The organism is Arthrobacter sp. NPDC055585, from assembly GCF_053619115.1.
The window spans coordinates 633,818-655,346 of the sequence record NZ_JBSHIT010000001.1; the positions used below are offsets into that span (position 1 = coordinate 633,818).

Annotated in this window: 23 protein-coding genes and 1 pseudogene; 9 read left to right on the top strand and 15 right to left on the bottom strand. The window is 66.5% G+C overall.

All coding sequences use genetic code 11. The features are described from left to right. From ACWGQ2_RS02720 to ACWGQ2_RS02740, 5 genes are read right to left on the bottom strand one after another with little or no spacing between them, the layout of a single operon-like run. Window positions 1-1,242, bottom strand: coding sequence for an acyl-CoA dehydrogenase family protein (locus tag ACWGQ2_RS02720; protein ID WP_452014071.1), 1,242 nt, complete (start codon window positions 1,240-1,242; stop codon window positions 1-3). Beyond that, the gene (locus tag ACWGQ2_RS02725) at window positions 1,239-3,008 is read right to left on the bottom strand and encodes a dipeptide ABC transporter ATP-binding protein (RefSeq protein WP_452014073.1); all 1,770 of its coding nucleotides are present in this window, start codon (window positions 3,006-3,008) and stop codon (window positions 1,239-1,241) included. Before ACWGQ2_RS02725 ends, ACWGQ2_RS02720 begins: the two co-directional genes overlap by 4 nt. Next, complete coding sequence (locus ACWGQ2_RS02730; protein ID WP_452014075.1) at window positions 3,005-3,877, bottom strand: ABC transporter permease; 873 nt, start codon at window positions 3,875-3,877, stop codon at window positions 3,005-3,007. The genes ACWGQ2_RS02725 and ACWGQ2_RS02730 overlap by 4 nt, the downstream gene beginning before the upstream one ends. Then, window positions 3,874-4,803, bottom strand: a complete 930-nt coding sequence (locus ACWGQ2_RS02735; protein ID WP_452014077.1) for an ABC transporter permease — start codon at window positions 4,801-4,803, stop codon at window positions 3,874-3,876. The genes ACWGQ2_RS02730 and ACWGQ2_RS02735 overlap by 4 nt, the downstream gene beginning before the upstream one ends. After that, entirely contained in the window at window positions 4,800-6,452 is a 1,653-nt protein-coding gene (locus ACWGQ2_RS02740; RefSeq protein WP_452014079.1) for an ABC transporter substrate-binding protein, read from the bottom strand. The genes ACWGQ2_RS02735 and ACWGQ2_RS02740 overlap by 4 nt, the downstream gene beginning before the upstream one ends. Before the next feature lie 244 nt (window positions 6,453-6,696). Between ACWGQ2_RS02740 and ACWGQ2_RS02745 the strand changes: the two genes are divergently transcribed. Beyond that, window positions 6,697-8,106: an LLM class flavin-dependent oxidoreductase gene (locus tag ACWGQ2_RS02745; RefSeq protein ID WP_452014081.1), complete on the top strand. Its 1,410-nt coding sequence runs from the start codon at window positions 6,697-6,699 to the stop codon at window positions 8,104-8,106. 6 nt (window positions 8,107-8,112) lie between these two features. Here ACWGQ2_RS02745 and ACWGQ2_RS02750 read toward each other — a convergent pair whose 3' ends face one another. The 3 genes from ACWGQ2_RS02750 to ACWGQ2_RS02760 all read right to left on the bottom strand — a co-directional run bounded on the left by ACWGQ2_RS02750 (window position 8,113) and on the right by ACWGQ2_RS02760 (window position 10,566). Continuing rightward, window positions 8,113-9,534 carry a short-chain fatty acid transporter gene (locus tag ACWGQ2_RS02750; RefSeq protein ID WP_452014083.1) on the bottom strand — a complete coding sequence of 474 codons (1,422 nt, stop codon included), beginning with the start codon at window positions 9,532-9,534 and terminating at the stop codon, window positions 8,113-8,115. A 181-nt stretch (window positions 9,535-9,715) separates the two neighbouring features. Further along, a complete protein-coding gene (locus ACWGQ2_RS02755) occupies window positions 9,716-10,219 on the bottom strand; it encodes a DinB family protein (protein WP_452014085.1) in 504 nt (167 codons plus the stop codon). Between the two features lie 47 nt (window positions 10,220-10,266). After that, the gene (locus ACWGQ2_RS02760; RefSeq protein ID WP_452014087.1) at window positions 10,267-10,566 is read right to left on the bottom strand and encodes a hypothetical protein; all 300 of its coding nucleotides are present in this window, start codon (window positions 10,564-10,566) and stop codon (window positions 10,267-10,269) included. Window positions 10,567-10,825: 259 nt separating this feature from the next. On the opposite strand from ACWGQ2_RS02760, the pseudogene ACWGQ2_RS02765 reads away from it, so the two are divergent. The 4 genes and pseudogenes from ACWGQ2_RS02765 to ACWGQ2_RS02780 all read left to right on the top strand — a co-directional run. Next, window positions 10,826-11,143 (top strand): annotated as a pseudogene (locus ACWGQ2_RS02765) (ArsR/SmtB family transcription factor); the annotation flags it as partial. 47 nt (window positions 11,144-11,190) lie between these two features. Continuing rightward, the gene (locus ACWGQ2_RS02770; protein ID WP_452014089.1) at window positions 11,191-11,691 is read left to right on the top strand and encodes an SRPBCC family protein; all 501 of its coding nucleotides are present in this window, start codon (window positions 11,191-11,193) and stop codon (window positions 11,689-11,691) included. Beyond that, on the top strand, window positions 11,688-12,167 hold the full coding sequence (locus ACWGQ2_RS02775) for an SRPBCC family protein (RefSeq protein WP_452014091.1): 480 nt from the start codon (window positions 11,688-11,690) through the stop codon (window positions 12,165-12,167). The genes ACWGQ2_RS02770 and ACWGQ2_RS02775 overlap by 4 nt, the downstream gene beginning before the upstream one ends. A 28-nt stretch (window positions 12,168-12,195) precedes the next feature. Next, the gene (locus ACWGQ2_RS02780; RefSeq protein WP_452014093.1) at window positions 12,196-12,630 is read left to right on the top strand and encodes a VOC family protein; all 435 of its coding nucleotides are present in this window, start codon (window positions 12,196-12,198) and stop codon (window positions 12,628-12,630) included. Between the two features lie 31 nt (window positions 12,631-12,661). Here ACWGQ2_RS02780 and ACWGQ2_RS02785 read toward each other — a convergent pair whose 3' ends face one another. Further along, a complete protein-coding gene (locus ACWGQ2_RS02785) occupies window positions 12,662-13,183 on the bottom strand; it encodes a TetR/AcrR family transcriptional regulator (protein ID WP_452014095.1) in 522 nt (173 codons plus the stop codon). A gap of 97 nt (window positions 13,184-13,280) precedes the next feature. Between ACWGQ2_RS02785 and ACWGQ2_RS02790 the strand changes: the two genes are divergently transcribed. Continuing rightward, window positions 13,281-14,003, top strand: a complete 723-nt coding sequence (locus ACWGQ2_RS02790; RefSeq protein ID WP_452014097.1) for an MBL fold metallo-hydrolase — start codon at window positions 13,281-13,283, stop codon at window positions 14,001-14,003. A gap of 53 nt (window positions 14,004-14,056) precedes the next feature. Here ACWGQ2_RS02790 and ACWGQ2_RS02795 read toward each other — a convergent pair whose 3' ends face one another. From ACWGQ2_RS02795 to ACWGQ2_RS02805, 3 genes are all read right to left on the bottom strand, one after another. Continuing rightward, entirely contained in the window at window positions 14,057-15,508 is a 1,452-nt protein-coding gene (locus tag ACWGQ2_RS02795; RefSeq protein WP_452014099.1) for an alpha/beta hydrolase, read from the bottom strand. A 127-nt stretch (window positions 15,509-15,635) separates the two neighbouring features. Beyond that, a complete protein-coding gene (locus ACWGQ2_RS02800) occupies window positions 15,636-16,079 on the bottom strand; it encodes a nucleoside deaminase (RefSeq protein ID WP_452014102.1) in 444 nt (147 codons plus the stop codon). Window positions 16,080-16,125: 46 nt separating this feature from the next. Then, on the bottom strand, window positions 16,126-17,034 hold the full coding sequence (locus ACWGQ2_RS02805; protein WP_452014104.1) for an LLM class flavin-dependent oxidoreductase: 909 nt from the start codon (window positions 17,032-17,034) through the stop codon (window positions 16,126-16,128). Window positions 17,035-17,096: 62 nt separating this feature from the next. Here ACWGQ2_RS02805 and gluQRS point away from each other — a divergent pair, with 62 nt between their 5' ends. Together gluQRS and ACWGQ2_RS02815 are read left to right on the top strand one after the other, a co-directional pair. Continuing rightward, window positions 17,097-18,044, top strand: a complete 948-nt coding sequence (gene gluQRS, locus ACWGQ2_RS02810) for a tRNA glutamyl-Q(34) synthetase GluQRS (RefSeq protein ID WP_452014502.1) — start codon at window positions 17,097-17,099, stop codon at window positions 18,042-18,044. Window positions 18,045-18,090: 46 nt separating this feature from the next. Next, on the top strand, window positions 18,091-18,534 hold the full coding sequence (locus ACWGQ2_RS02815; RefSeq protein ID WP_452014106.1) for a nitroreductase family deazaflavin-dependent oxidoreductase: 444 nt from the start codon (window positions 18,091-18,093) through the stop codon (window positions 18,532-18,534). On the opposite strand, the gene ACWGQ2_RS02820 is transcribed toward ACWGQ2_RS02815, so the two are convergent. From ACWGQ2_RS02820 to ACWGQ2_RS02830, 3 genes are all read right to left on the bottom strand, one after another. Further along, window positions 18,531-19,046 carry an N-acetyltransferase family protein gene (locus ACWGQ2_RS02820; RefSeq protein WP_452014108.1) on the bottom strand — a complete coding sequence of 172 codons (516 nt, stop codon included), beginning with the start codon at window positions 19,044-19,046 and terminating at the stop codon, window positions 18,531-18,533. The genes ACWGQ2_RS02815 and ACWGQ2_RS02820 overlap by 4 nt on opposite strands. Window positions 19,047-19,085: 39 nt before the next feature. Then, window positions 19,086-19,295, bottom strand: coding sequence for a hypothetical protein (locus tag ACWGQ2_RS02825; RefSeq protein WP_452014110.1), 210 nt, complete (start codon window positions 19,293-19,295; stop codon window positions 19,086-19,088). A 187-nt stretch (window positions 19,296-19,482) separates the two neighbouring features. Then, window positions 19,483-20,394 carry a GmrSD restriction endonuclease domain-containing protein gene (locus ACWGQ2_RS02830; protein ID WP_452014112.1) on the bottom strand — a complete coding sequence of 304 codons (912 nt, stop codon included), beginning with the start codon at window positions 20,392-20,394 and terminating at the stop codon, window positions 19,483-19,485. Window positions 20,395-20,508: 114 nt separating this feature from the next. On the opposite strand from ACWGQ2_RS02830, the gene ppk2 reads away from it, so the two are divergent. Continuing rightward, the gene (ppk2, locus tag ACWGQ2_RS02835; RefSeq protein ID WP_452014114.1) at window positions 20,509-21,519 is read left to right on the top strand and encodes a polyphosphate kinase 2; all 1,011 of its coding nucleotides are present in this window, start codon (window positions 20,509-20,511) and stop codon (window positions 21,517-21,519) included. The last annotated feature ends 10 nt before the right edge of the window (window positions 21,520-21,529 follow it).

Genomic DNA, 21,529 nt, shown 5'->3' on the forward strand with positions numbered 1-21,529 from the left:
TCAGGGCTCCGTCAGAAGCCGGAGCAGTGCGTCCCCGGGAGGAGTTCCGTTGAGCACGTATCCCCCGGCGAACTGCTGCCGGTAGGTTGCAGGGTTGTGGGAGGCAATCGTCCTGGCGTTGCGCCAGAGGCGGTCCAGCTGCCGGCTGGTGGATGTGGCCGACGCTCCGCCTACCTCAAAGATCCGGGACACTGCTTCCAGCACCAGCCGGATCACGGTGGGCTGCACCCCGAAGACGCAGGCATCCGCCCGGGCCAGGGCGTCCCGGACCGTGTCCGGTGCAGCTGCATAGGCCTCGTCAACCGACTGCGCTGCTGCCAGCACCGCCGGCTCCAGTGTCCGCACCGTCCCGAAGACCTCCCCGATGACCTGCAGCGCTACTGGATCCTGCGCCGGCGGAACCTGCGGGTTGAAAAGGTTCCGCTGCCGGCTCCGGACAAAAGCTGCTGACTCCTCCAGCGCTGCGCCCGCGATGCCGGCGAGCGCAGCAAGGTGCACCAGCTGATAGACCGCGTGCACCGCCGTCGGCTCCAGCGTCCGTTCCACCACAAAACCGGCTTCCACCTCAGCGCCGGTGAAGACTGTGGTTCCGGACCCGGTGAGCCGTTGCCCGAACCCGTCCCAGTCGTTCCGGATCTCAACCCCGGGCGCTCCGGTACGGACCATAACGGTCACCAGCTGAGCCCCGGACGTCCCGGCACTCTCCAGGACTCCCGGCCCCGCTGCGGCACTGACCAGGATCCAGTCGGCGAAGATCGAGCCGGTGGTGTAGTACTTGGTGCCGTTCAGCACCAGCCGGCCGTTCGCGTCCCGGCTTACCGTGGTGGCCTGTTCGGCAAAACTTCCGGTCTTCTCACTCTCCGCGTTCCCCACCAGGGCCCCGGCTGCCAGTTCGGCGATCCAGAACTTCCGGTAAGCATCGTCCGGGTGCGCCAGCACGGACTCGGTGAAGCCAATGTGTCCGCGCAGTGCCTGTACCAGGTTCGAGTCGGCGCTGCCCAGCCGGATCAGCAGCAGCACCAGCGTCTGCACACTCACGCCGTACCCGCCGTCGGTTACCGGCAGCCGCAGCCTGCCAAACCCCGCATCCCGCAGCCAGCCGATCTGCTCATACGGCAGCTGCTGCCCGGCTTCCCGCTCCAGCGCCCCGGCACGGATCCGGTCAAAGACCGGCTGGAAATGCGCCAGTGCCTCCTCCCCGGTCCAGGCCGCGGTCCGTGCCTGAGTCAATGCAGTACTCACAGTGTGCCTCCATCAGATTGCGCAGGCCGCGCCGTGCCGGGTCCCAGGGACGGCAGTGACGCGAGCAGTTCGCGGGTATACGGTTCGCGTGGCCGGTTGAAGATCTCCTCGGCGGTGCCGGTCTCCACCGCCCTGCCGTCCTTCATCACCAGGACGCGGTCACTCATGTGGTGGATGACGCCCAGGTCGTGCGAGATAAACAGGTACGCCAGCCCAAGTTCCTGCTGCAGTTCTGTGAGCAGGTCCAGGACCTGCGCCTGCACTGAGACGTCCAGCGCCGAGACTGCCTCATCCAGGACGACGACGTCGGGCTCCGGCGCGAGTGCGCGGGCTATTGCCAGGCGCTGGCGCTGGCCCCCGGAGAGCTGCAGCGGGTGCTTGCCCAGATGCTCGAGCTGCAGCCCCGCCTGGCCGGCCAGTTCCGCGGCCCGCGCCTTCCGGTCTGCCGGGTCCGGAAAGTCCTCCGGGGACAGCGCATCGAGCAGGATCCGTTCCGCGTTCCAGCGCGGGTCGAAGGAGCTCAGGGGATCCTGGTACACCGCGGTGACCAGGCGTCGCCGCGGCCGCCGCGCCGCCGTGCTGAGCGCAGACCAGGGCTGCCCGTCGAGCAGGACCGCCCCGGCATCGGGCTCCTCCAGTGCCAGCGCCATCCGGGCGGTGGTGGATTTCCCCGAACCGGACTCGCCGACGATGCCCAGGGTTTCCCCCCGGTGCAGGTCAAAGGACACGGAATCGACGACGGCGCGCCGCACCCCGTCCGGTCCCCGGTACTCCTTGCGCAGGTCACGCGCGGAGAGCACCGGCGCCGCGGCACCCGCTGCAGAGCCGGGCCCGGCTCCGGCTCCGGTGGCTGGGCGCATCCGCCGTCCTGCCGCCGCCGTCCGTTCCCTGGCCGCCGGAGCCAGCGGGGTTCCCCGGGTATGTTCGGAGGGAACGGCTGCCAGCAGGGCTTTCGTGTACTCATGCTGGGGACTGTGCAGCACCTGCTCTACGGGTCCCTGCTCCACGATTGCCCCGCCCTGCATCACCGCCACTGTGTCCGCCAAAGCCGCGACCACGGAGAGGTCATGGCTGATCAGGATGATCCCGGTGCCCCGCCGTAACATGTCCCCCAGCAGCGCCAGGATCTGCGCCTGGACGGTGACGTCCAGGGCAGTGGTGGGTTCATCAGCGATCACCAGCCGCGGGTCGAGGGCGATCGCCGAGGCGATCAGTGCCCGTTGCCGCAGCCCGCCGGAAAGCTCATCGGGCCGCTGGCGGGCCCGCAGCTCCGGCTGGGGGACGCCCACACTGGCCAGCAGCTGAACCGCCTTGGCGGAACGGGTCCTCGGGTTGCCCCAGCCGTGCAGGCGCAGCGCCTCCTCGATTTCCCGGCCCACCGGCCGCAGCGGATCCAGCGAGACCAGTGCATCCTGCAGGATGAACCCGATGTCCTTGCCGCGCACCGAACGCCAGGCCCGCTCTCCCAGCGCGGCGGCGTCGTGCCCTGCCACCTGCAGACGCTCCGCCTGCACGGCTGCGGTTGCCCCCGGCAGTCCGGCGAGGGTCCGGGCGGTTACGGACTTGCCGGAGCCGGATTCCCCGACGATCGCCAGGCACTGCCCGGCCCCGAGGGACAGGGAAACGTCCCGGACCACCGGCCGGACAGGGGCACCGCGGCGGGATCCGGTGGCGAAGGAAACGGACAGGTTGCGGACGTCGAGCAGAAGCCCGGTGTCCGGTGCCTGCAGGGTGTGGAGTGGCTGGTCGGCCAGGATGGTGCTCATGCGGATGCTCCTTCGAGTCGGCGCTGCAGGTAGTTGCCCAGCGAGGTGGCGGCCAGCGCGACGGACACAATGGCCAGGCCTGGCATCACCTCCAGCCACCAGGCGCGGGTGATGAACATGCGTCCGGCGTCCAGCAGGGCACCCCACTCCGGTGAGGGCGGGGCCACGCCGAGTCCCAGAAAGGCCAGCCCAGAGGCCCAGACAATTGACTGCCCGACGCCGAGGGTCAGCACGGCGACCAGCGGCCGCATCGCGTTGGGGAAGACATGCCGGCGCAGGACGTCCCATCTGCTGTGTCCCAGCGCGTGGGCCGCCTGTACGTAGCCCGAGGTCCGCACGGCCAGCACCTGGCCGCGGATCATGCGGGCGTACCCGGGTGCCGTGCCCAGCCCGACGGCGACGATCTGGGTGGTGACGCTGGCTCCGTAGATGGTCACGAAGAGCATTGCGAGCAGCAGTACCGGGAAGGCGAACAGCACTTCCAGACCGCGGCTGATCAGTCCGTCCACAAACCGGCCGCCAAGTCCGGCGCTGACGCCGAGCACCGCTGCCGCTGCCATCGCCAGCGCGGTGGCGCCCAGGCCGATCAGCAGCGATTCCCGGGTTCCGTAGACCACCCGGGTATAGAGGTCGCGTCCGGACTGGTCAGTGCCGAACGGGTGCGGCCAGCCCGGCGTCTGGAGTGCGACACCCAGGTCGATGGCCAACGGATCCCCCGGTGCCAGCAGCGACGGTGCGGCCGCCGCGAGCAGGAAGAAGGCCAGGACCGCGGCGGCGAGCGCAGGCGCAGGCGGGATCCGCGGCAGCCGTCGGGTCCGGGCCGGACTCGTAAGGGGTGGGCCGGGGACGGGAAGCTGTGTTGTGCTCATGCGGTCTTCAACCTCGGATCAATTCGGGTGTAGGCGATATCCACCAGCAGGTTCGCCAGGACATAGACGGCAGCAATGAGGATGACGATCCCGCAGACCACCGGCAGGTCACGTGCGTTCACCGCAGTCACCAGCACCTTGCCCAGTCCGGGACGGGTAAAGATGTTCTCGGCGATCACCGCGCCGGAGAACAGTGATCCCAGCGCCCAGCCGGAAAGGGTGACACCCGGCAGCACCGAATGGCGCAGTGCGTGCCGCAGGCGAACCGCGGTGTCGCCCATGCCCCGCATCCGGGCAGAGAGGATAAACGGCTGGTCCAGGGATTTCTCGAACTCGCGCCGGGTGACCTGGCCCAGGAACCCTGCCAGCGGTATGCCCAGGGTCAGTGCTGGAAGGATCAGTCCGGCCAGTCCGGTGCCTCCCACCACGGGAAACAGCCCGAGATTCAGGGCCAGGACCACCAGCAGGATCACACCGAGCCAGTACTGCGGCAGTCCAGCCGCGACCGCTTCGATGCCGGAGGACACCGCGGAGAGGACCCGGCTGCGCCGGGCCGTACCGATGATCATGGCCAGGGACAGAACCCAGGCCACCAGCAGGGAGGCGAAGGTCAGCAGGATGGTCGGTCCCACCTGGTCCAGAATCACCTCCGTCACCGGCTTGTGCAGCTGGTAGGACACCCCGAGGTCCCCGGTTGCCAGCCCCTTGAGGAAGTTCACGTATTGCACGGGCAGCGGATCATCGAACCCGTACTTGGCGTTGACCGGTGCCAGTTCCTCGGCCGTGCGTTCCTGGATCTGCCCGGTGAGCTGGTTCAGGAGCAGGGTGGCACGGTCTCCCGGCAGCAGTGCCTGGATCAGGAAGGTGAAGGTGGCTGCAGCCCAGAGCACCCCCGCGGCACCGAGCAGCCTGCGCAGGATTCTCATTTGGTGAAGTACGCGTCGTGGAAGACCGGCTCGCCCTGGGAGGCTTCGAGCCAGACGTCCTGCAGGTTCGGGGCAGCGGCGATTGAGGCGGTCTGGGTGTACAGGCCCACCGCGACCGCTTCGTCGCTGAGCCGCTGCTGGGCCTGTGCGTAGAAGGCATTGGCTTCCTCCGGGGTGGCCGCAGAGTTGGCCTGCAGGATCAGGTCCTCAATTTCCGGATTGTTGTAGAAGGTGGTGTTGGAATAGTTCGGGCTTTCGGGCAGGTTCTGCCGGAAGTTGATGTGCAGGATTCCAGCTGTGGGACTGGTCCAATACCCCAGCTGTGCGTCGTAGCTCTCCGGAACGGAGTAGGTGCCGCCGAACAGGTCCGACTGCGTCGCCGGAATCAGGTTGACCTTGAAGCCCACCGGTTTCACCTGCGCCTGAAGGTTCTGCAGGGCGGTGACTCCTTCCGCCGTCACAATCGAGTTCAGGCCAAAGACAATGTCGATTTCAAGTTCCTGGCCGTCCTTCACCCGCACACCGTCCGCGTTGCGCTCACCCCAGCCGGCGCCGTCGAGCAGGGCATTGGCTTTGTCCTGGTCATAGGGGTAGTCATCGGCCACGTCCGGGTTGTAGCCCGGGGTGCTCTGGCTGACCGTTCCGTTGCCCTCGAACGGCACGACGCCGAGGAACGCCGAGTCCACCACGGCCTTGCGGTCGGCACTGTAGGCGAATGCCTGCCGCACGGCGGTGTCCGTGAACGGGCCGTTGACGGTGTTCAGTGACAGGGTGACCGGCCGGCCGGGCGTGATGTACTGCTGGAGATTGAAGGCAGCCTTCGCGGTTTCGAAGTCCACGGTGGGGACCTCTCCGATCACATCGGTTTCCCCGCTGGCCAGCGAACCAAACCGCGAGGTGTTGTCCTGGATGAAGGACCAGACAATGCTGTCCACGTACGCCGGTCCCTGGTGCCTGGCATTGGCCGGCGCGGACGCGTAGTCCAGGTTTTTGTGGAACGTGACGGATTCTCCGCGCTTCCACTCCCCCACCGTGAACGGGCCGGACCCCACCGGCGCTTCGCAGTTCTCCTGTTCGCTGCGTTCGGTGAGGGCTGTGGGTGACTGGATGCCGAAGTAGCCCTGGCTGAGGGCGGAGAGCAGCGGCGCATATGGTGCGGAGAGTTTCACCTGGACTGTGGTGGCATCAACGGCCGACGCCGACTCGTAGTAGTCGCCGATGTAGGCCGCCACCGTGCCGTTGCCTCCGGACACCCAGTAGTCGAAGTTCGCGGCCACCGCTGCGGCGTCCAGGGGTGTGCCGTCAGTGAATGCCACACCCTCCTTCAGTGTGAACGTCCAGGTCAGCTGGTCCTCGCTGACGCTCCACTGCTCTGCCAGCCAGGGCACGATGCTGCCGTCTTCGGTCTGGGAGACCAGCGAATCCAGGACCTGGCGCGACAGGTAGGCCTGCTGCACCCAGCCGCCGTAGATGCACGGTGCCTCCTGCAGGTGGGCGTAGCGGATGGTGCCGCCGTCCACCCGTTCACCGGTACCGGCACCGGTGGTCCCGGAGGCCGCACTGCAGCCGGTGAGGAGCAGCGCTGCAGCGGCAGCGGCAGCGGCAGCTTTTCCGGCGGTGTGCCGGACGGGGCGGATAGTGGAAGCCATGGTTTCTCCTTGGACGGGCAGCTGAACCGGGTCATCCGGCGTGAACTGGCCCCAGTTCAGCGCAGCGCCCGTCCGGGCTCCAAGGTTGTGTCACCGCGCTTCGTTCCGTTGCGCAGGAGACGCAATGTTTCGACCCATAACGCCATACACCGGAGCGCGGCGTCACGTTCCTGCAGCCCGTGCCGCGGCGGCTGCCATCATCGGTGCACGCTTACCGTCCCGACCATTTCCCCAAAGGAATCCCATGAGCAAGCCGCTGCACTTCAATGCGTTCGTCATGAACACCGCTTCGCACATCCACCACGGCCAGTGGCGCCGGCCGGATGCCGGCCAGGTGGAGTTCAACAATGTGGAGACCTGGATCAATCTGGCGCAGACGCTGGAGGCCGCCAAGTTTGACGCCATGTTCTTCGCCGACGTGACGGGCCTGTACGGGGACGCCGATGCGGACTTCGACGTCTATCTGCGGGAGGGCCTGCAGATTCCCAGCAATGACCCGACCGTGCTCCTCGGCGCCCTGGCCGTTAGCACCAGGCACCTGGGCCTGGCGCTGACGTCCAACGTCATGCAGAACCATCCGTTCAACTTTGCCCGGCAGGTGTCCACCCTCGACCACATTTCCGGCGGGCGGGTGGCGTGGAACATCGTCACCGGGATCGGAGACAACGGTTCGCGGAACTTCGGCCTGCCGCAGCTCGTGGACCACACGGAACGCTATGAGTGGGCCCAGGAATACGTGGATGTGGCGTACAAGCTGTGGGAAGGATCCTGGGACGACGGCGCGCTGCTGAAGGACCGGGAACGCGGCCTGTACTCGGACCCGGCCCGGGTCCACAAGATCTACCACCAGGGAGCGCGCTACCGGGTGGAGGGCCCCCACCTGCCTTCACCGTCCCCGCAGCGGACGCCGCTGCTCTTCCAGGCCGGGTCCTCGGCGTCGGGCCGCGCCTTTGCCGCCCGGAACGCTGAGGCTGTATTCCTTGGTTCCCCGACGCCGCAGACAGTTGCCGCGCAGATCGCCGACACCCGCCGGCAGGCCGTGGAGTACGGCCGCCGGGCTGAGGACATCAAGTTCTTCCAGGGGCTGTCCTTTGTTATCGGAGACACCGAAGCCGAGGCACGCGAAAAGGCCGGGGAATATGACCGTTACGCAAGCGTGGACGGATATGCCGCCCACGCGGCGATCGTGGACAAGTCCGGACGCGTCTATCCGCCGGAAACCCCGCTCTCGCAGGTGGATTCGAACACCAGCAAGGGTTTCGTTGAATGGATCTCCAAGTCGATCACCGACCGGGAGCCCGTGGTCGGTGACATCGCAGGCCGGCAGACGCGTGCCAGCCGCATCGTTGGCACGCCGGAGCAGATCGCCGATGCCATTGAACTGTGGCAGGCAGCCGGAGTGGACGGCATCAACGTGATGAACTGGGTACTCCCCGGATCATTCGAAGAGTTCGCGGACAAGGTTCTGCCGGTACTCCGGGACCGCGGCCTCGCGCAGACCGAATACACCGAAGGCCCGCTGCGGCAGAAGCTCTTTGGCGCACCGTTGCTCAACGATCGGCACCCGGCTGCCGCCTACCGGGGTGCGTTCACCAACGGTCCGCGCAGCTGGGCCGAAGCGGGCGGCGCCGTCGAGGCACGGGCCGCCGGGTAGTCCTGTCTACCCCGCGCCGACTATGAGCATTGTCCCGGCGAAGATAATGCCGCTCAGGATCAGGGTGACGAACGTGTAGCCCAGGATTTCGCGGATCTTCAGCCCGGCGACGGCCAGCAGCGGGATAGCCCAGAACGGCTGGATCATGTTGGTCCACTGGTCGCCGTAGGCAATCGCCATGATTACCACTGACTGGTCCACCTCCAGCGCGTCTGCTGCGTTGGCGAACAGCGGTGCCATCACGGCGAACTGGCCGCCGCCGGAGGGTATGAACATGTTGAGCAGGCCCGCGGCAAGGAACGTCCACAGGCCCAGGGTCGCAGGCGAGGAGATGTTGATAAAGAACTCGCTGATGATGTCCACGAGTCCGCTGACGCTCATCATGCCGATGATCCCCGCGTAGAGCGGGTACTGCAGCAGCACCTCACCCACGGTGCGCCCGCCGCGGGCGATGAGATCGGCCAGTTCGCGGGCGTTGCCGACCAGCAGCATGATCAGGCACAGGAACGTCCAGTTAACGATGTCCAGGGTCAGGGTGAAACCGTTGTTCCCGAAGTGCAGCACCAGATAGATGCCCAGCAGCACACCCAGTGCCAGAGTGAAAACACGCAGGTTTTCAAGGCGTTCGGCGGGGGTCTTGCGGATGTCTTCCTTCGACGCGGCCGCGGCCCCCGGGCCGGCCTTCCGGGCGCGCCGGCGGCCGGCGGACTTGGCCGTATCAGCCTCCGCCTCCGCAGCATCGCCTTCCGCAAAGACGTCGTCGGGGGCGACGACAATCAGCTCGGGCTGTTTTGGCGCCAGCAGCATCATGGCACCCGCAACGGCCACCAGGGTGACCAGGGCGGCGATGATGTTCCAGGAGGAGAACGTGGTCTCGGTGATGTCGACCAGGCCGCCGGGAAGCGTCGAATATGCTCCGCCCTCTGTCGCAGCGTTCAGCGGCCCGGAACCGGAGTAACCCATGTGCCAGACAACAAATCCGCTGTAGGCCGACGCCACGAGCAGCGGATAATGGAGCTTGATTCCGCGGTTTCTGGCCGCGCGCGCCACCTCAACGGCCATCACACCGCCAACGATCAGTCCCAGACCGAAGCTGATCAGTGAGGCGATGCCCGCGATGATGGTGACGAACCCGTAGGCCTGCCGCGGCGTTTTCGGCACCGATGCCACGCGGATCAGCAGCCGGTGCACCGGCCGGGTATTGGCGAGAGTGAAGCCCAGCAGCAGCACCAGCGCCACCTGGGTCATGAATGAGAGCAGCCCGGTCAGCCCCTCACCCCAGCCGAGCACCAGCTCGTCAGGAGCGACGTCGGTCATTGTCAATGCCATAATGCCGACGATTCCGGTCAGGATGACTGCCAGGATCAGAGAGCCGGGAAGCCATCGCTCTACGAAACGGCTGATGGGCCTGGAGAGGGTCTGCAACATCGTTGTTGTCCTTCCTCTAATAGGCACAGGCCTATCGGAGACTGGGAGGGACCGGGGCATAAGCGCCTTGGACGGTGTCCGGGACAGACAGTCTCATCGACACGTTCAGTTGTGTCAAACATCATATTCGGTGGTTGGCAAGGCTGGATGAGGGCGATCGAAGGATCGGCGGGAAGCCCCGCTACTCCCCCGTAACGCCGTCGAGCAGTTCCCGGATGATGTCCAGGTGCCCGCAGTGCCGCCCGGTTTCTTCAACCATGTGGACCAGTACCCAGCGCAGGTTGTGGCCGGCACTGGAGTCGGCTTTGCACATGTCATCGAGGCCGTAGCGTGCGGCGGCTTCGCGGGACTCGGCGCAGGCAGCCTGGTAATCAGCGATGATCTCGGCGAGGCTGTCCTGCTCGGTGACGCGGAATTCGGCGTCGGGATCCTCGCCGGTCCAGCGGGTGGGAATGCCGGTCTGCCCGTCCAGCTGCGCCCGGAACCACCAGCGTTCAACGTCGGCGAGATGCCGGAGCAGGCCCGACACGGTGAGCAGGGAGGGCAGCACCCGGCGTGCGGCGTCGGCGTCGCTGAGCCCCTGGGCCTTGTGGACAACGCTGGCGCGCAGGTAGTCCAGGAATCCGTTCAGGGTTTCCCGCTCATCAGCGGCGTCCGGCGGATCGATTCGTTCATAATTAAGCATGCGGCCAGCGTAGCCGCGCATTTATTAACGCTGGAAAAGCCCCGCCGTCACAAACCTGCAAGCCGCAGCACCAGTGCCCCAAGCATCAGCACCGCTCCTGCACCGGCCACGATCCATGCGGCGGTCCGGGTGGTCAAGCGCATCCATGACCTGCGCCGCGTCGCTGCCGAGTACAAGCCGGTGAGAAGCAGGATCAGACCCGCCATTCCCACGTAGCCGGGAGCTCCGTTGTCTTCGCCCTGCGCCAGAACAAAGAGGAGCAGAACCAGCCCCAAGGCGAGGCTGGGCCAGTGGAATCCGGTTTCATGCCGTGCACCGGCGGTGTGGCTGTGATCCATTGAGCTCATGGTCCTTCCTTTCCCGCTGCAGCGGGCCCAGGTATGCGCCCAGCCGGAAGAAACCACGGTACTCCCCGAGCCCAGCTGCGTCGCCGGGAGCCCCCTGTGAAGTTCCTGAATGGCCCGGACAAAGCGCCCGGATCGGGCACAGGAATTCTCAGCCCGACCCCTTGCAGGACGTTCTTCACGGGCGTACCTTCATTCGTAATCAACCGGAAGGTTGATCAACAAACAAGTGGATAACACCGACGCGAACGTTGGCACGCAGATGAACGAAGACCCAGAAGACGTCCTGCTCGACCGGGCCTTTCTGGCCCTGGCCGATCCGGCACGGCGGCGGATCATCGCCCGGCTTTCCCGGGGCCCCGCCACGGTCAACGAACTCGCCGAACCCTTCGAAATCAGCAAGCAGGCGGTTTCGAAGCATATCCAGGTCCTCGAGCAGGCGCAGCTGGTCACGCGAACCCGTGACGCACAGCGCCGGCCCGTCCACCTGAACCCCGCACGGCTGGAGGCACTGACTGCGTGGATTGACCGGTACCGGCTGGTCATGGAAGGGCAGTTCCGCAGCCTTGATGCTGTGCTCCATCAACAGGCCGCCGAGCGCGGCCGGCAGGCAAAGGACAAACCGCAATGACCAACGCACTGCAGCTCTCCGTCCCCGACGGCGTCCCCTTCATCGACTACTCACGCGAGATCGACTTTCCCGTGGCGGACGTGTTCCGTGCCCACGCGGATCCGGATCTGGTCAGCCAGTGGCTCGGCCCGCGCGGCACGAAGATGGAAATGGACCATTACGACTTCACCACCGGCGGTACCTACAAGTACACACACACCGGCCCCGAGGGCATCCCGTACGACTTCACCGGCATCTTCCACACCGTCCGAGAGAACGAGTTCGCAATCCAGACCTTCGAGTTCTCCGGTTACCCCGACGTCGTCAGCCTTGAATTCAACACCTTCGAGGACCTTGGTGACGGGCGGACCCGCATCACCGTGCACTCCGTCTACCCCACCCAGGAAGCGCGGGACGGCATGGCCGCCTCCGGCATGGAGGAGGGCATGACCGATTCCTACTCCCGGCTGGAGGAGCTCCTTGGCAGCCGGACCGATGTTCCGCAGGAGGCATCATGACCAACGCACTGGAAGTCACTCTTCCCGACGGCGCCCCGTACATCGACTACACCCGCGAGTTCGACTATCCGGCACTCGACGTCTTCCGTGCCCACGTCACGGCTGACTCCTATGCCGGGTGGGTGGGCCCTGATGGTCTGGAGACCCGGATCGATGCGTTCGAGGCCACTCCGGGCGGCTCCTACCGGTTTGTCCAAAGCGACGACGACGGCGAGTACGCCTTCCGCGGCGTCTTCCACAACATCCGGCCCGGGGAATTCATCCTGCAGACCTTCGAGTACGAGGGGTATCCGGACCAGGCAAGCCTGGATTTCCTGCGGTTTGAGGACCTGCCCGGCGGCCGGTCCCGGCTCAGCGGACATTCGGTCTACCCATCGGTCCAGACCCGGGATAACTTCGTGTCCTCGGGTATGGAATCGGGCATGGCCGCCGGCTATGACAAGCTCGAGCAGCTGCTCGCGTTCGCCACAGCCTGACGCCATACGACCCACCTTTGGAGGAACCATGGATTGGACCCTGGAAGTCATCCGCGTACCGGTCAGCGACCTGGACCGCAGCATCGCGTTCTACTCCGACCAGGTTGGCTTCGACCTGGACCACCACACCGTCAACGAGCACATGGCCTTCGCCCAGCTCACTCCCCCGGGTTCGGGCTGCTCGATCGTCATCGGCAGCCTGCCGGGTGAGGAGCAGATGGAACCCGGCTCCCTGAAAGGGCTGCAGCTGGTGGTTCCGGATGGCCAGGCCGCGCACGAGGAGCTTCTCTCCCGCGGGGTGGAGGCCAGCGACGTCACCGTCATGGACGAGCGCGACGGCGGAACGCTGTTCGGTTTCTCGGACCCGGACGGCAACTCCTGGGTGGTGCAGCAGATCAAGACCCGGGCGGAGCATCCGCTGATCCCCTACAGCGCACGCCCGCAGCTGGGCGAGGGCATTTAGGGTCGGGGCTGCGGAAGCGGGCGGAGCCGCATCAGCCCACCAGGGCTGCTGCGACCCGCCCGATTCCGTACTCGAAGGCCCGGTCCAGGTCCCCGCCGAGCCGGAACGCGCCGGCCAGTTCCATGGTGATGAATCCGGTCAGCCACGCCGTCATAAACCGCGCAGCTTCCAGGGCATCGGTCTCCCCCACGGCCTCCCGCGCCGCAGCCAGGACCGGTTCGCTGGCCCTGGCCAGGTCCTCCGCGGAGGCCGTTCGCGTCTGGATCAGCCGGAATTCTTCCGGATGCTCCTGTGCAAAGGCCCGGTAGGTACGGGCCAGGCCTGCCAGCGAGTCCTGGCCCTGCAGCCGCTCCCGCAGGTCTTCCAGCGTGGCCGCGGCAATCAGGCCAAGCAGAGCATCGCGGTCCCTGACCCGCTTGTAGAGCGAAGGAGCCCGGACGCCCACCCGGCCGGCCACAGCATTCATGGTGACGTGCTCGGGGCCGCCGTCTTCCAGGGCGGCGCGGCCTGCTGCGACGATGGCTTCAAGGGAAGTGCGCTGCGGCGTCGGCATGGGTTCTCCTGAGAATCTTTGGCTATTGACATTAGCCATCATAGCTAATTAGGTTAGCCATGTAAGCCGGACACGCCGGCAAACCAGAGGAGCCACCATGAAACTCACACCTCAAGTGCACCGGATCGGCAATGACATCGTCGCCGCCTACCTGGTGGTGACCGACGACGGCATTACCGTCATCGACGCCGGCCTCGCGGGACATTGGCGGGACCTGGAACACGAGCTCGCCGAACTGGGCCGGAAGCTGGAAGACATCCGCGGCGTTGTCCTGACGCACGGGGACACAGACCACATTGGCTTCGCCGAGCGGCTGCGCCTGCAAACCGGCGTGCCGGTGTACATCCACTCTGCTGACGCTGCCCGGGCACAGGGAACCCAGCCGTACAAGCCGGCTCCGGGTTCGGCGGGCGGCATGCGCCCCGGGCCGCTGGCACGGTTCCTTGCCTATTCCATGCGCAAGCAGGGCTGGCGCACCACCTACCTCAGCGACGTTGTTCCGGTTGCGGACGGCGACGTGCTGGACCTTCCCGGTTCGCCGCGCATCATCGGACTTCCCGGCCACTCCCCCGGCAGCGTGGCGGTCCACGTTCCCGAAGCGAAAGCGCTGTTCGTCGGCGATGCCCTCACCACCCGCAACGTACTCTCCGGCAAAAGCGGACTGCAGCCCTCACCCTTCACGGACGATCCTGCCCAGGCGCTGGAAACGCTGGACAAGCTCACCTCCTTGACGGATGTGGAGTGGGTCCTGCCAGGCCACGGCACACCGTGGAATGGTCCGGTCAGCGAGGTGGCCGCTTCCGTTCGCGCCGGGGCCTAGACAGAAACCTCCACCGGCCTGGCCGGAGTCAGACCACGGATCAAACCCCGGGATCAGCGGCCCTTGCCCGGCGCGTTTCCGTTCCCCTTGCCCGGTCCGTGCTCGTGACCCTTGCCTGGCCCGTGTTCGTGACCCTTGCCGGGACCGTGCCCCTTATCCGGATTCCAGGTGCGGTCGTTGACGAACTCGGCCGGACGGTACTTGATAAAGTCCGCCTCGCCGAGCCCCAGTGATTCCGCGAGCCGGTCCAGTTGCCGCGGCTCGGCAAGGTTGGCCCAACGCCCGGTTTCCAGCCGCTGGTCCATGGCCAGCACAGCAGCCATACGCTCGGCGTCCGTAAAGGTGCAGTGCCCGGTGCGCTCGATGAACGACTGCCGCAGCAGCGGCGTCGCCCGCGCTTCCCGGACGGTTTCCTCATATTCCTCCATGTATTCCACCGGTGCCAGGATGTCCGCCAGGGTATGCATGGTGAGCACCGGGATCTGCAGGTCTCCCTGGGGTGTGGAGGTGCGGTCCATCCACTCCAGCGCCTCTTCGTTCGGTTCGATGTCCGCCGACGAGGTCAGGGTGCGCAGGTCCCGGTTCAGCTCCAGCCCGGCTGCCCGGTAGAGCGCGTCCACCTGCTGCCGCTGGGCGGACTGCTGCAGCAGCGCCCGGTAATCCACGCCCTCGTTCCAGCCGCTGTCCCCGTCTGCCGCGGTGACGATCGAGACGCGGGATCCCACCACAAAGGGAATGGTCTGCAGCAGCCAGCCGTACTGCGCTTCCTGCTGCGCCGCGTAGTCCCGCGGCGCGGGTGCGGTGTCCCCGTTGAACCAGGTGGGGGTGTTCATCAGGGCCGCCGCAAGCGCCAGCCGTGCCCGTCCTTCGTCAGTGGTCTGTGCCTGCTGGACAGCCTGCATCAGAGCCGTGATGGTCACCCCGGCTTCCTCCGGTGTCCGGAAGCCGGTCAGCTGCAGATCCTGTCCCGGCAGCAGCAGCTCGGCGAGCGCGTGCACCCCGTCCAGCTGGTAATTGTTCAGGTTGATGCCGCCGCCCAGCAGCCCGCAGGTGCTCACCGCTCCGTCCACGCCGCTGTCCGGTGTCTCCGCGATGAGACTGCTGACCAGCCCGCCCATGGAGGTGCCGAAAGCGATGGTCCGCTCCGGTTCCCCGGCTTCTGAAGAGAACGCGGCCAGGGTGTCCAGCTGGTCCTGCACCGCAGTGCCCAGCGCCCAGCCGGCGCTGGCGTACGACGACGCCGCTACCGCGAAGCCGCGGTCCGTCAGGGTCTGCGCGGTCGAGTCAAACCCCGGATCCCAGGCAGGGTTGTCCGGTCCGGGACGGAAACCATGGCTGTAGAGCACCAGCTTTCCGTTCCAGTCATCGGGCACTTCCGCTGCCCAGGTGGCTCCGTTGGCGAGTGTTCCGCCCAGTTCGGTTACCGGTTCTGCCGCCGTGGCCGTCGCCGGTGCCGCTACCAGGGCCAGCGTCACGGCCATCCCCAAAGTTGTCAGTTTCCGCATGCGTTGTTCCGATCCTTCCTGCGCCGTTGCAGTTCTTCGCCTCTTCTTCGCCCCCGCTGCGGCCATCCTTTCCGACGGCAGCGAAACAGGCAAGGAAAAAGCAGGTACGGATCGTGGTGGTGCCGGGTTAGAGCACGCCGATGTCCTCATTCCAGAGCGTCGGGTAGTCGGTCATGAACTCCTCCATGAGCAGTGCGCAGGCCGGGTCGTCCAGCACATCCACCTGCACGCCTCGTTGGCGCAGCAGGTCCTCCGCTCCACGGTAGCTCCGGTTCTCTCCGATGACGACGCGCGGAATCCGGTAGAGGAGGATCGCTCCGGTGCACATTTCGCACGGGGACAGCGTTGTGACCATGGTGGCCCGTGAATAGGAGCCCGCAGGGAGCCGGCCGGCGTGTTCGAGGCAGTCCATTTCGGCGTGCCGTATAACGCTACCCAGCTGCTGGCGGCGGTTGTGCCCGGTCGCCACAATAGTGCCGTCTATGAACAGGGCGGCGCCTATGGGAATTCCTCCCTCTTCCTTGCCCTTCCGGGCGGCGTTCAAGGCAGGCAGCAGCAGCTCCGATGTCATTTCCCCACAGTAGGGTGCAGCGTTCCGGGGCGGAAGGCCCGTAGGCTCAGCCGGTCCGGGACAGGCGTGCGTCCGCCACCAGCTCCCGGACGGCGGGCGCCACCTCCGTGCCGAACCGGGTGATGCTGCCGGCATCATCGGAGGCCAGGACGAACCCGGAGATCCCATACTCGACCGCCATTTCGGCCAGCTCTTCAGCCCATTGGGCTACAGGTCCCTGCAGCAGTCCCCTGCCTGTTGGCTCGAACGAACCGCTGATATTCAGCAGCCGGCGCACTGCGGCCGGGTCCCGGCCGACGGAGGCAGCGCCGTCGTCAATCGCCGCGTTCAGGGGTACCAGATCGGCCGGTCCGCCGCGCAGATAGCCCAGCGAGGGCAGCCAGCCGTCCGCCTCCGCACCGGTGAGGCGCAGCATCCGCGGCTTATAGGCACCGAGCCAGATGCCGACGTCGTGCGCCGGCGCCGGCCCGCGCTTGGCCCCGTGCACCTGGTGGATCTTCCCCTCCATCCGCAGCGGGGCCGTCTCCGCGGTATCCCAGACACCGCGGATGATCCGGATTGCCTCCTCCAGGCCTGTCACCGCATCCCCCGGGGACAGCCTTTGACCGCCGGCTGCAACGATCGCGTCCCAGAATGCGCCCGTCCCCAGTCCCAGCTCCAGCCGTCCGTCGCTGAGCAGGTCCAGGCTCGCTGCGCTGCGGGCCACCACCACAGGCTGGCGCAGCGGGAGGTTGAGTACGTCCGGCAGCAGCCGGATCCGGCTGGTGCGTGCGGCGGCGTAGGACATCAGGGTCCAGGTGTCCAGGAACCGCGGCTGGTACGGGTGGTCCTGGAACGCGGCGAGGTCCAGTCCTGCCGTCTCAGCAGTGACGGCCAGTTCCACGGCCTGCCGGGCAGGCGCGGCAACGGGAGTGATAAAGGCTCCAAAGAGCAGGTCGCGGCCGTAGTCGGGCATGTTCTGGCTCCTTCGGGAAGGCTGTCTGCCGGGTGCCCGCCAGTCTAGCCCCGGGTCCGCTGATGCACGCCGGAGTTTGTAGGCTGGAAGGCGTGCTTCCTCTTTCTCCCTCTCCCGCCGGTGCCGGCCGGTTCGCTCCCAGTCCGTCCGGCGAACTGCACGTCGGCAATCTGCGGACGGCGCTGCTGGCCTGGCTGTTCGCCCGCAGCAGCGGCCGCCGGTTCATTCTCCGGGTAGAGGACCTGGACCGGGCCCGCGCCGGCGCCGAGGCGGTTCAGCTGCGTGATCTTGCCGCCGTCGGCCTGGACTGGGACGGCGAGGTGATCCGCCAGTCCGACCGCACTGCCGTGTACCTCGAAGCCGTCGAGAAGCTACGGGCCCAGGGCCGCGTCTATGAGTGCTTCTGCACCCGCGCGGAGATTTCCGATGCCCCGCGTGCCCCGCACTCCCCTCCCGGCGCGTACCCCGGCACCTGCCGCAACCTGTCCGAGGCTGACCGCGAACGACGCCGCCGCGAACGTCCCCCTGCCCTGCGGCTGCGCGCCGATGTGCAGGAGTACACGGTCCATGACGCCCTGCTCGGGCCGTACACGGGAGTGGTGGATGATCTGGTGCTTCTGCGCAACGATGGTGTTCCGCCCTACAACCTTGCCGTCGTCGTCGACGATGCGGCCCAGGGAATCGACCAGGTGGTGCGCGGGGACGATCTCCTCTCCTCTACACCCCGGCAGGCCTACCTCGCTGCCCTGCTTGGGTTGCCGCCGGTCGAGTACGTCCATGTGCCGCTGGTCCTCTCAGAGAGCGGGAAGCGGCTGGCCAAGCGCGACGGCGCCGTCACCCTGGGCGCCCTGGCGGACCTGGGGATTTCCGCACCGGAGGCAGCGGCGATGATCCTGGGCTCGCTCGGGCTTCCCGGCACCCTCCCTGAAGCGCTGGAGGTTTTCGATCCGGGCCGGCTACCGCGGGAACCGTGGATCTTCACGCCACCGGCGGCTCCCTCCGCTTCCTGAGATCCGGGGTGGTGCGCCGTCCGGACTTGGGTGTTAACTGGGGCGCATGCCTCTGACCGGTGAATATGCCCCCAGCACCTCCAAGCGCTCCCGCGACCAGGCCGAGGAAATCGAGTCCTCCGGCGGCACCCGCGGCACCACCCTGAACGGACGCCCGGTGATCCTGCTGACCACCAAGGGCGCCAAGAGCGGCAAACTGCGTAAAACTCCGCTGATGCGGGTGGAGCATGACGGCGATTACGCGGTGGTCGCCTCGATGGGCGGGGCACCGAAGCATCCCGTCTGGTACTTCAACATCAAGGCCCATCCGCACGTGGAACTGCAGGACGGGCCGCAGAAATGGGACATGACGGCACGCGAGGTTACCGGTGAGGAAAAGGCCGTCTGGTGGGAGCGGGCGGTCGAGGCCTATCCGCCCTACGCCGATTACCAGGCCAGGACCGACCGGGAGATTCCCGTGTTTGTTCTCGAGCGGATGGAAGTGGCCTAGGACGCTTCCCCGGACCCGGCAGGCAGGTCCAGCTGCATCCAGCTGACGTCATGCCAGGCGCCGTGCTTCCAGCCCACGCGGCGGAACACGCCAACCGGCTCGAATCCCAGTGCGCTGTGCAGCGCCTCGCTGGCTGGATTGGGCAGTGTCATGCCCGCAACCGCGGAGCGGAAGCCTCGGTGTGCCAGTCGTTCCAGCAGTGCTGTGTAGAGTGCTGACCCCAGTCCGCTGCCAGTGGCGGACCGGGCCAGGTAGATGCTGGTTTCCGCAGTCCGGCTGTACGCTGCCCGGCTGCGCCAGGTGCCGGCGTACGCGTAACCGGCCACCACGCCGTCGTGCTCTGCCACCAGCCACGCGTGCCGTATCTGCGCTGCCGCAATCCGCCGTGCCATCTCTTCCGCTGCGGGCGGTTCCGTCTCGAACGATACTGCCGTGTCCCTGACGTAGGGGGCATAGAGCGCTGCGCACGCGGCGGCGTCGGAGGCAGCTGCATTCCGGATAGTGGGTTCCATGAGCGGAATCGTAGCCGGGGCCAGCCTCAAAACGTCCCGTCAGAGTGCGACTGTCCGTGTAAACCACAGCCGGTACCGGAAGCTGCCGATCCGGAAAGTGAAGACGGGCGAGTCAACCTTGGCCCGCCTGGTGCGTCCTGCCGTTCGAGGCAGCAGGTCCTTGCGCCGCAGCTCCTGTCTCAGGCGTTCCGCGGACTGTATCCGCTCCGCATAGTCGAGTTTTGCAAGTTCAATTTCAAGCAGGCCCATGTCCGTCATTCCTCTGCGTTCTATCCGCGTCCGGGCTGTCCGATTCCTGCGAATCCCGGTGCGGAACTGCCTCTACGCTAGGCCCGCCCGGGAAACCCTTCGACGGACTTCAGGACAGCTTGGGTCCGCGATAAAACGCCATGCGGACACCTTTGGTCCTCATAGCCTGCAGACGCTCAGCGCAGCGTCAGGAGGTGCAGCCGACGCCGTCGCCGTCGCCGTCGAACTTCGGGTCCCAGCCCGGGTCCCCGGGACGGATGGGCGCTGCGCCCGCAGCCTTGACCGCGGCGCAGTTGGCGTAGACCGGCGTCGTGTTCCCCTGTCCTTCCGCCGGGCTATCCGCAGCACCTCCGGTATGTGCAACTTCAGCGGTCCGTGGGGCGGTGCCTTCGCGTGCCGGCACCGGTTCGTCCGGGCAGGATGCCAGGACTGCGGCAATCGCGTCGTGCTCCGCCTGGGTCATCCAGAGCCGGTATTCGGCTTTGACCGCCGTCTGGCGCGCAACGTACTCGCAACGGAACCCCTTGTTGGCCGGCAGCCAGGTGGCGGCGTCGGAATCCGATTTGGCTCCGTTGGCGGGGCCGTCGGCCGCGAAAAGGTTCAGCGGGTCGTTCGCCAGCTGGCGGCGTTCTTCCGCGCTGAGCTGCTGTGCACCCTTCTGCCAGGCGTCTGAGAGCGCCACCACGTGGTCGATCTGCACTGCCGTGCTGGTGGTGTTGCCCCGGACGAAGCTGATGACGGTGCCGGTATACGGGTCCGCAAACGTGCCTGAGGCGACCACACAGTCCTTGGTTCCCGGCTTGAAGGTTTCCTCCGTCAGGTCCCGGGCGAGGATGTCGTTGCGGGTATCGCACCCGTTATGGTCGACGTCGGCCCAGGCCGGTCCGAATTCTTCTCGGCTGTAACCGGTTTTCGGTGCCCGGCCCTTGATCGGGATGCCGCCAAGCTGTTCCAGGGCAGTTCCCGCCTGGACCTGCACCTCGGCGGGCGGCGGTGCGGCAGCTGACCCGGTTTCCTGCGGAACGCAGGCGGTGCCGAAGAGAATCAGGGGAAGCGTGGCGGCGGAAAGCAGGGCAGAGCGCAGGTATTTCATCGCCATCAATTATCCGGACTGTGTGCCTGATTCCCGCGCAGGCTCGCGGGCTGCCCTTCCGCTGCGGCCCGCGTGCCGCGTAGATTCGCAGAAGGACACCACTCTCGCAAGGAGATTCTTATGGCCACAGGCAAGAACGGTTCCCGGTCCGGGACCAAAACCGACGACGAGCTGGCTGAGAAACTCGATGTGCCGGGGACCGCGTCCGACGGCGCGAGGAGCAGTGTCTCGGTGGACTACGCTGCCGAACTTGATGAGCTCGGCGAGCTGGATTCGAAGACCGGCAAGGTCCGGGACAAGGTCGACGACGCCTGGCGGCACAACTACCCCTATGACAAGAAGCTCAGCCGGCGCAGCTACGAGAGGCAGAAGCGCCAGCTGCAGATCGAGCTGCTCAAGATGCAGCTGTGGGTCAAGGACACCGGGCAGAAGATGCTCATCATCTTCGAGGGCCGTGATGCAGCCGGTAAGGGCGGGGCGATCAAACGATTTAATGAGCACCTGAATCCCCGCGGTTCCCGTGTGGTGGCGCTGGAAAAGCCGACGGACCAGGAGCGCACGCAATGGTACTTCCAGCGCTACATCGCCCGGCTTCCCAGCGGCGGGGAGATTGTGATGATGGACCGCTCCTGGTACAACCGTGCCGGCGTCGAGCGCGTCATGAACTACTGCACGCCGGCCCAGTACCTGGAGTTCATGCGGGAGGTCCCGGAGCTGGAACGCATGCTCGTGAATTCAGGCGTACTGCTGCGCAAACTCTGGTTCTCCGTGGGCCGTGCCGAGCAGCTGGCCCGGTTCGCTGCGCGGGAGACGGACCCGGTGAAGCAGTGGAAGCTCTCCCCCACCGACCTCGCCAGCCTGGATAAGTGGGATGACTATACCCAGGCGAAGGAAGCAATGTTCTTCTACACGGATACCGGTGATGCGCCCTGGACCGTGGTGAAGTCAAACGACAAAAAGCGCGCCCGGCTTGAAGCCATGCGTTTTGTCCTGGACAGTGTCGACTACCCGAACAAGGACAAGAGCGTGGCGCGTGCTCCGGATCCGCTGATCGTGGGTCCGGCGGCGAGCCATTATGAGGAAGGCGAGGAACCCGACGGGCTGTTTCCGGTAGTGAAACCGCAGTCCTGAGCCGGAATTG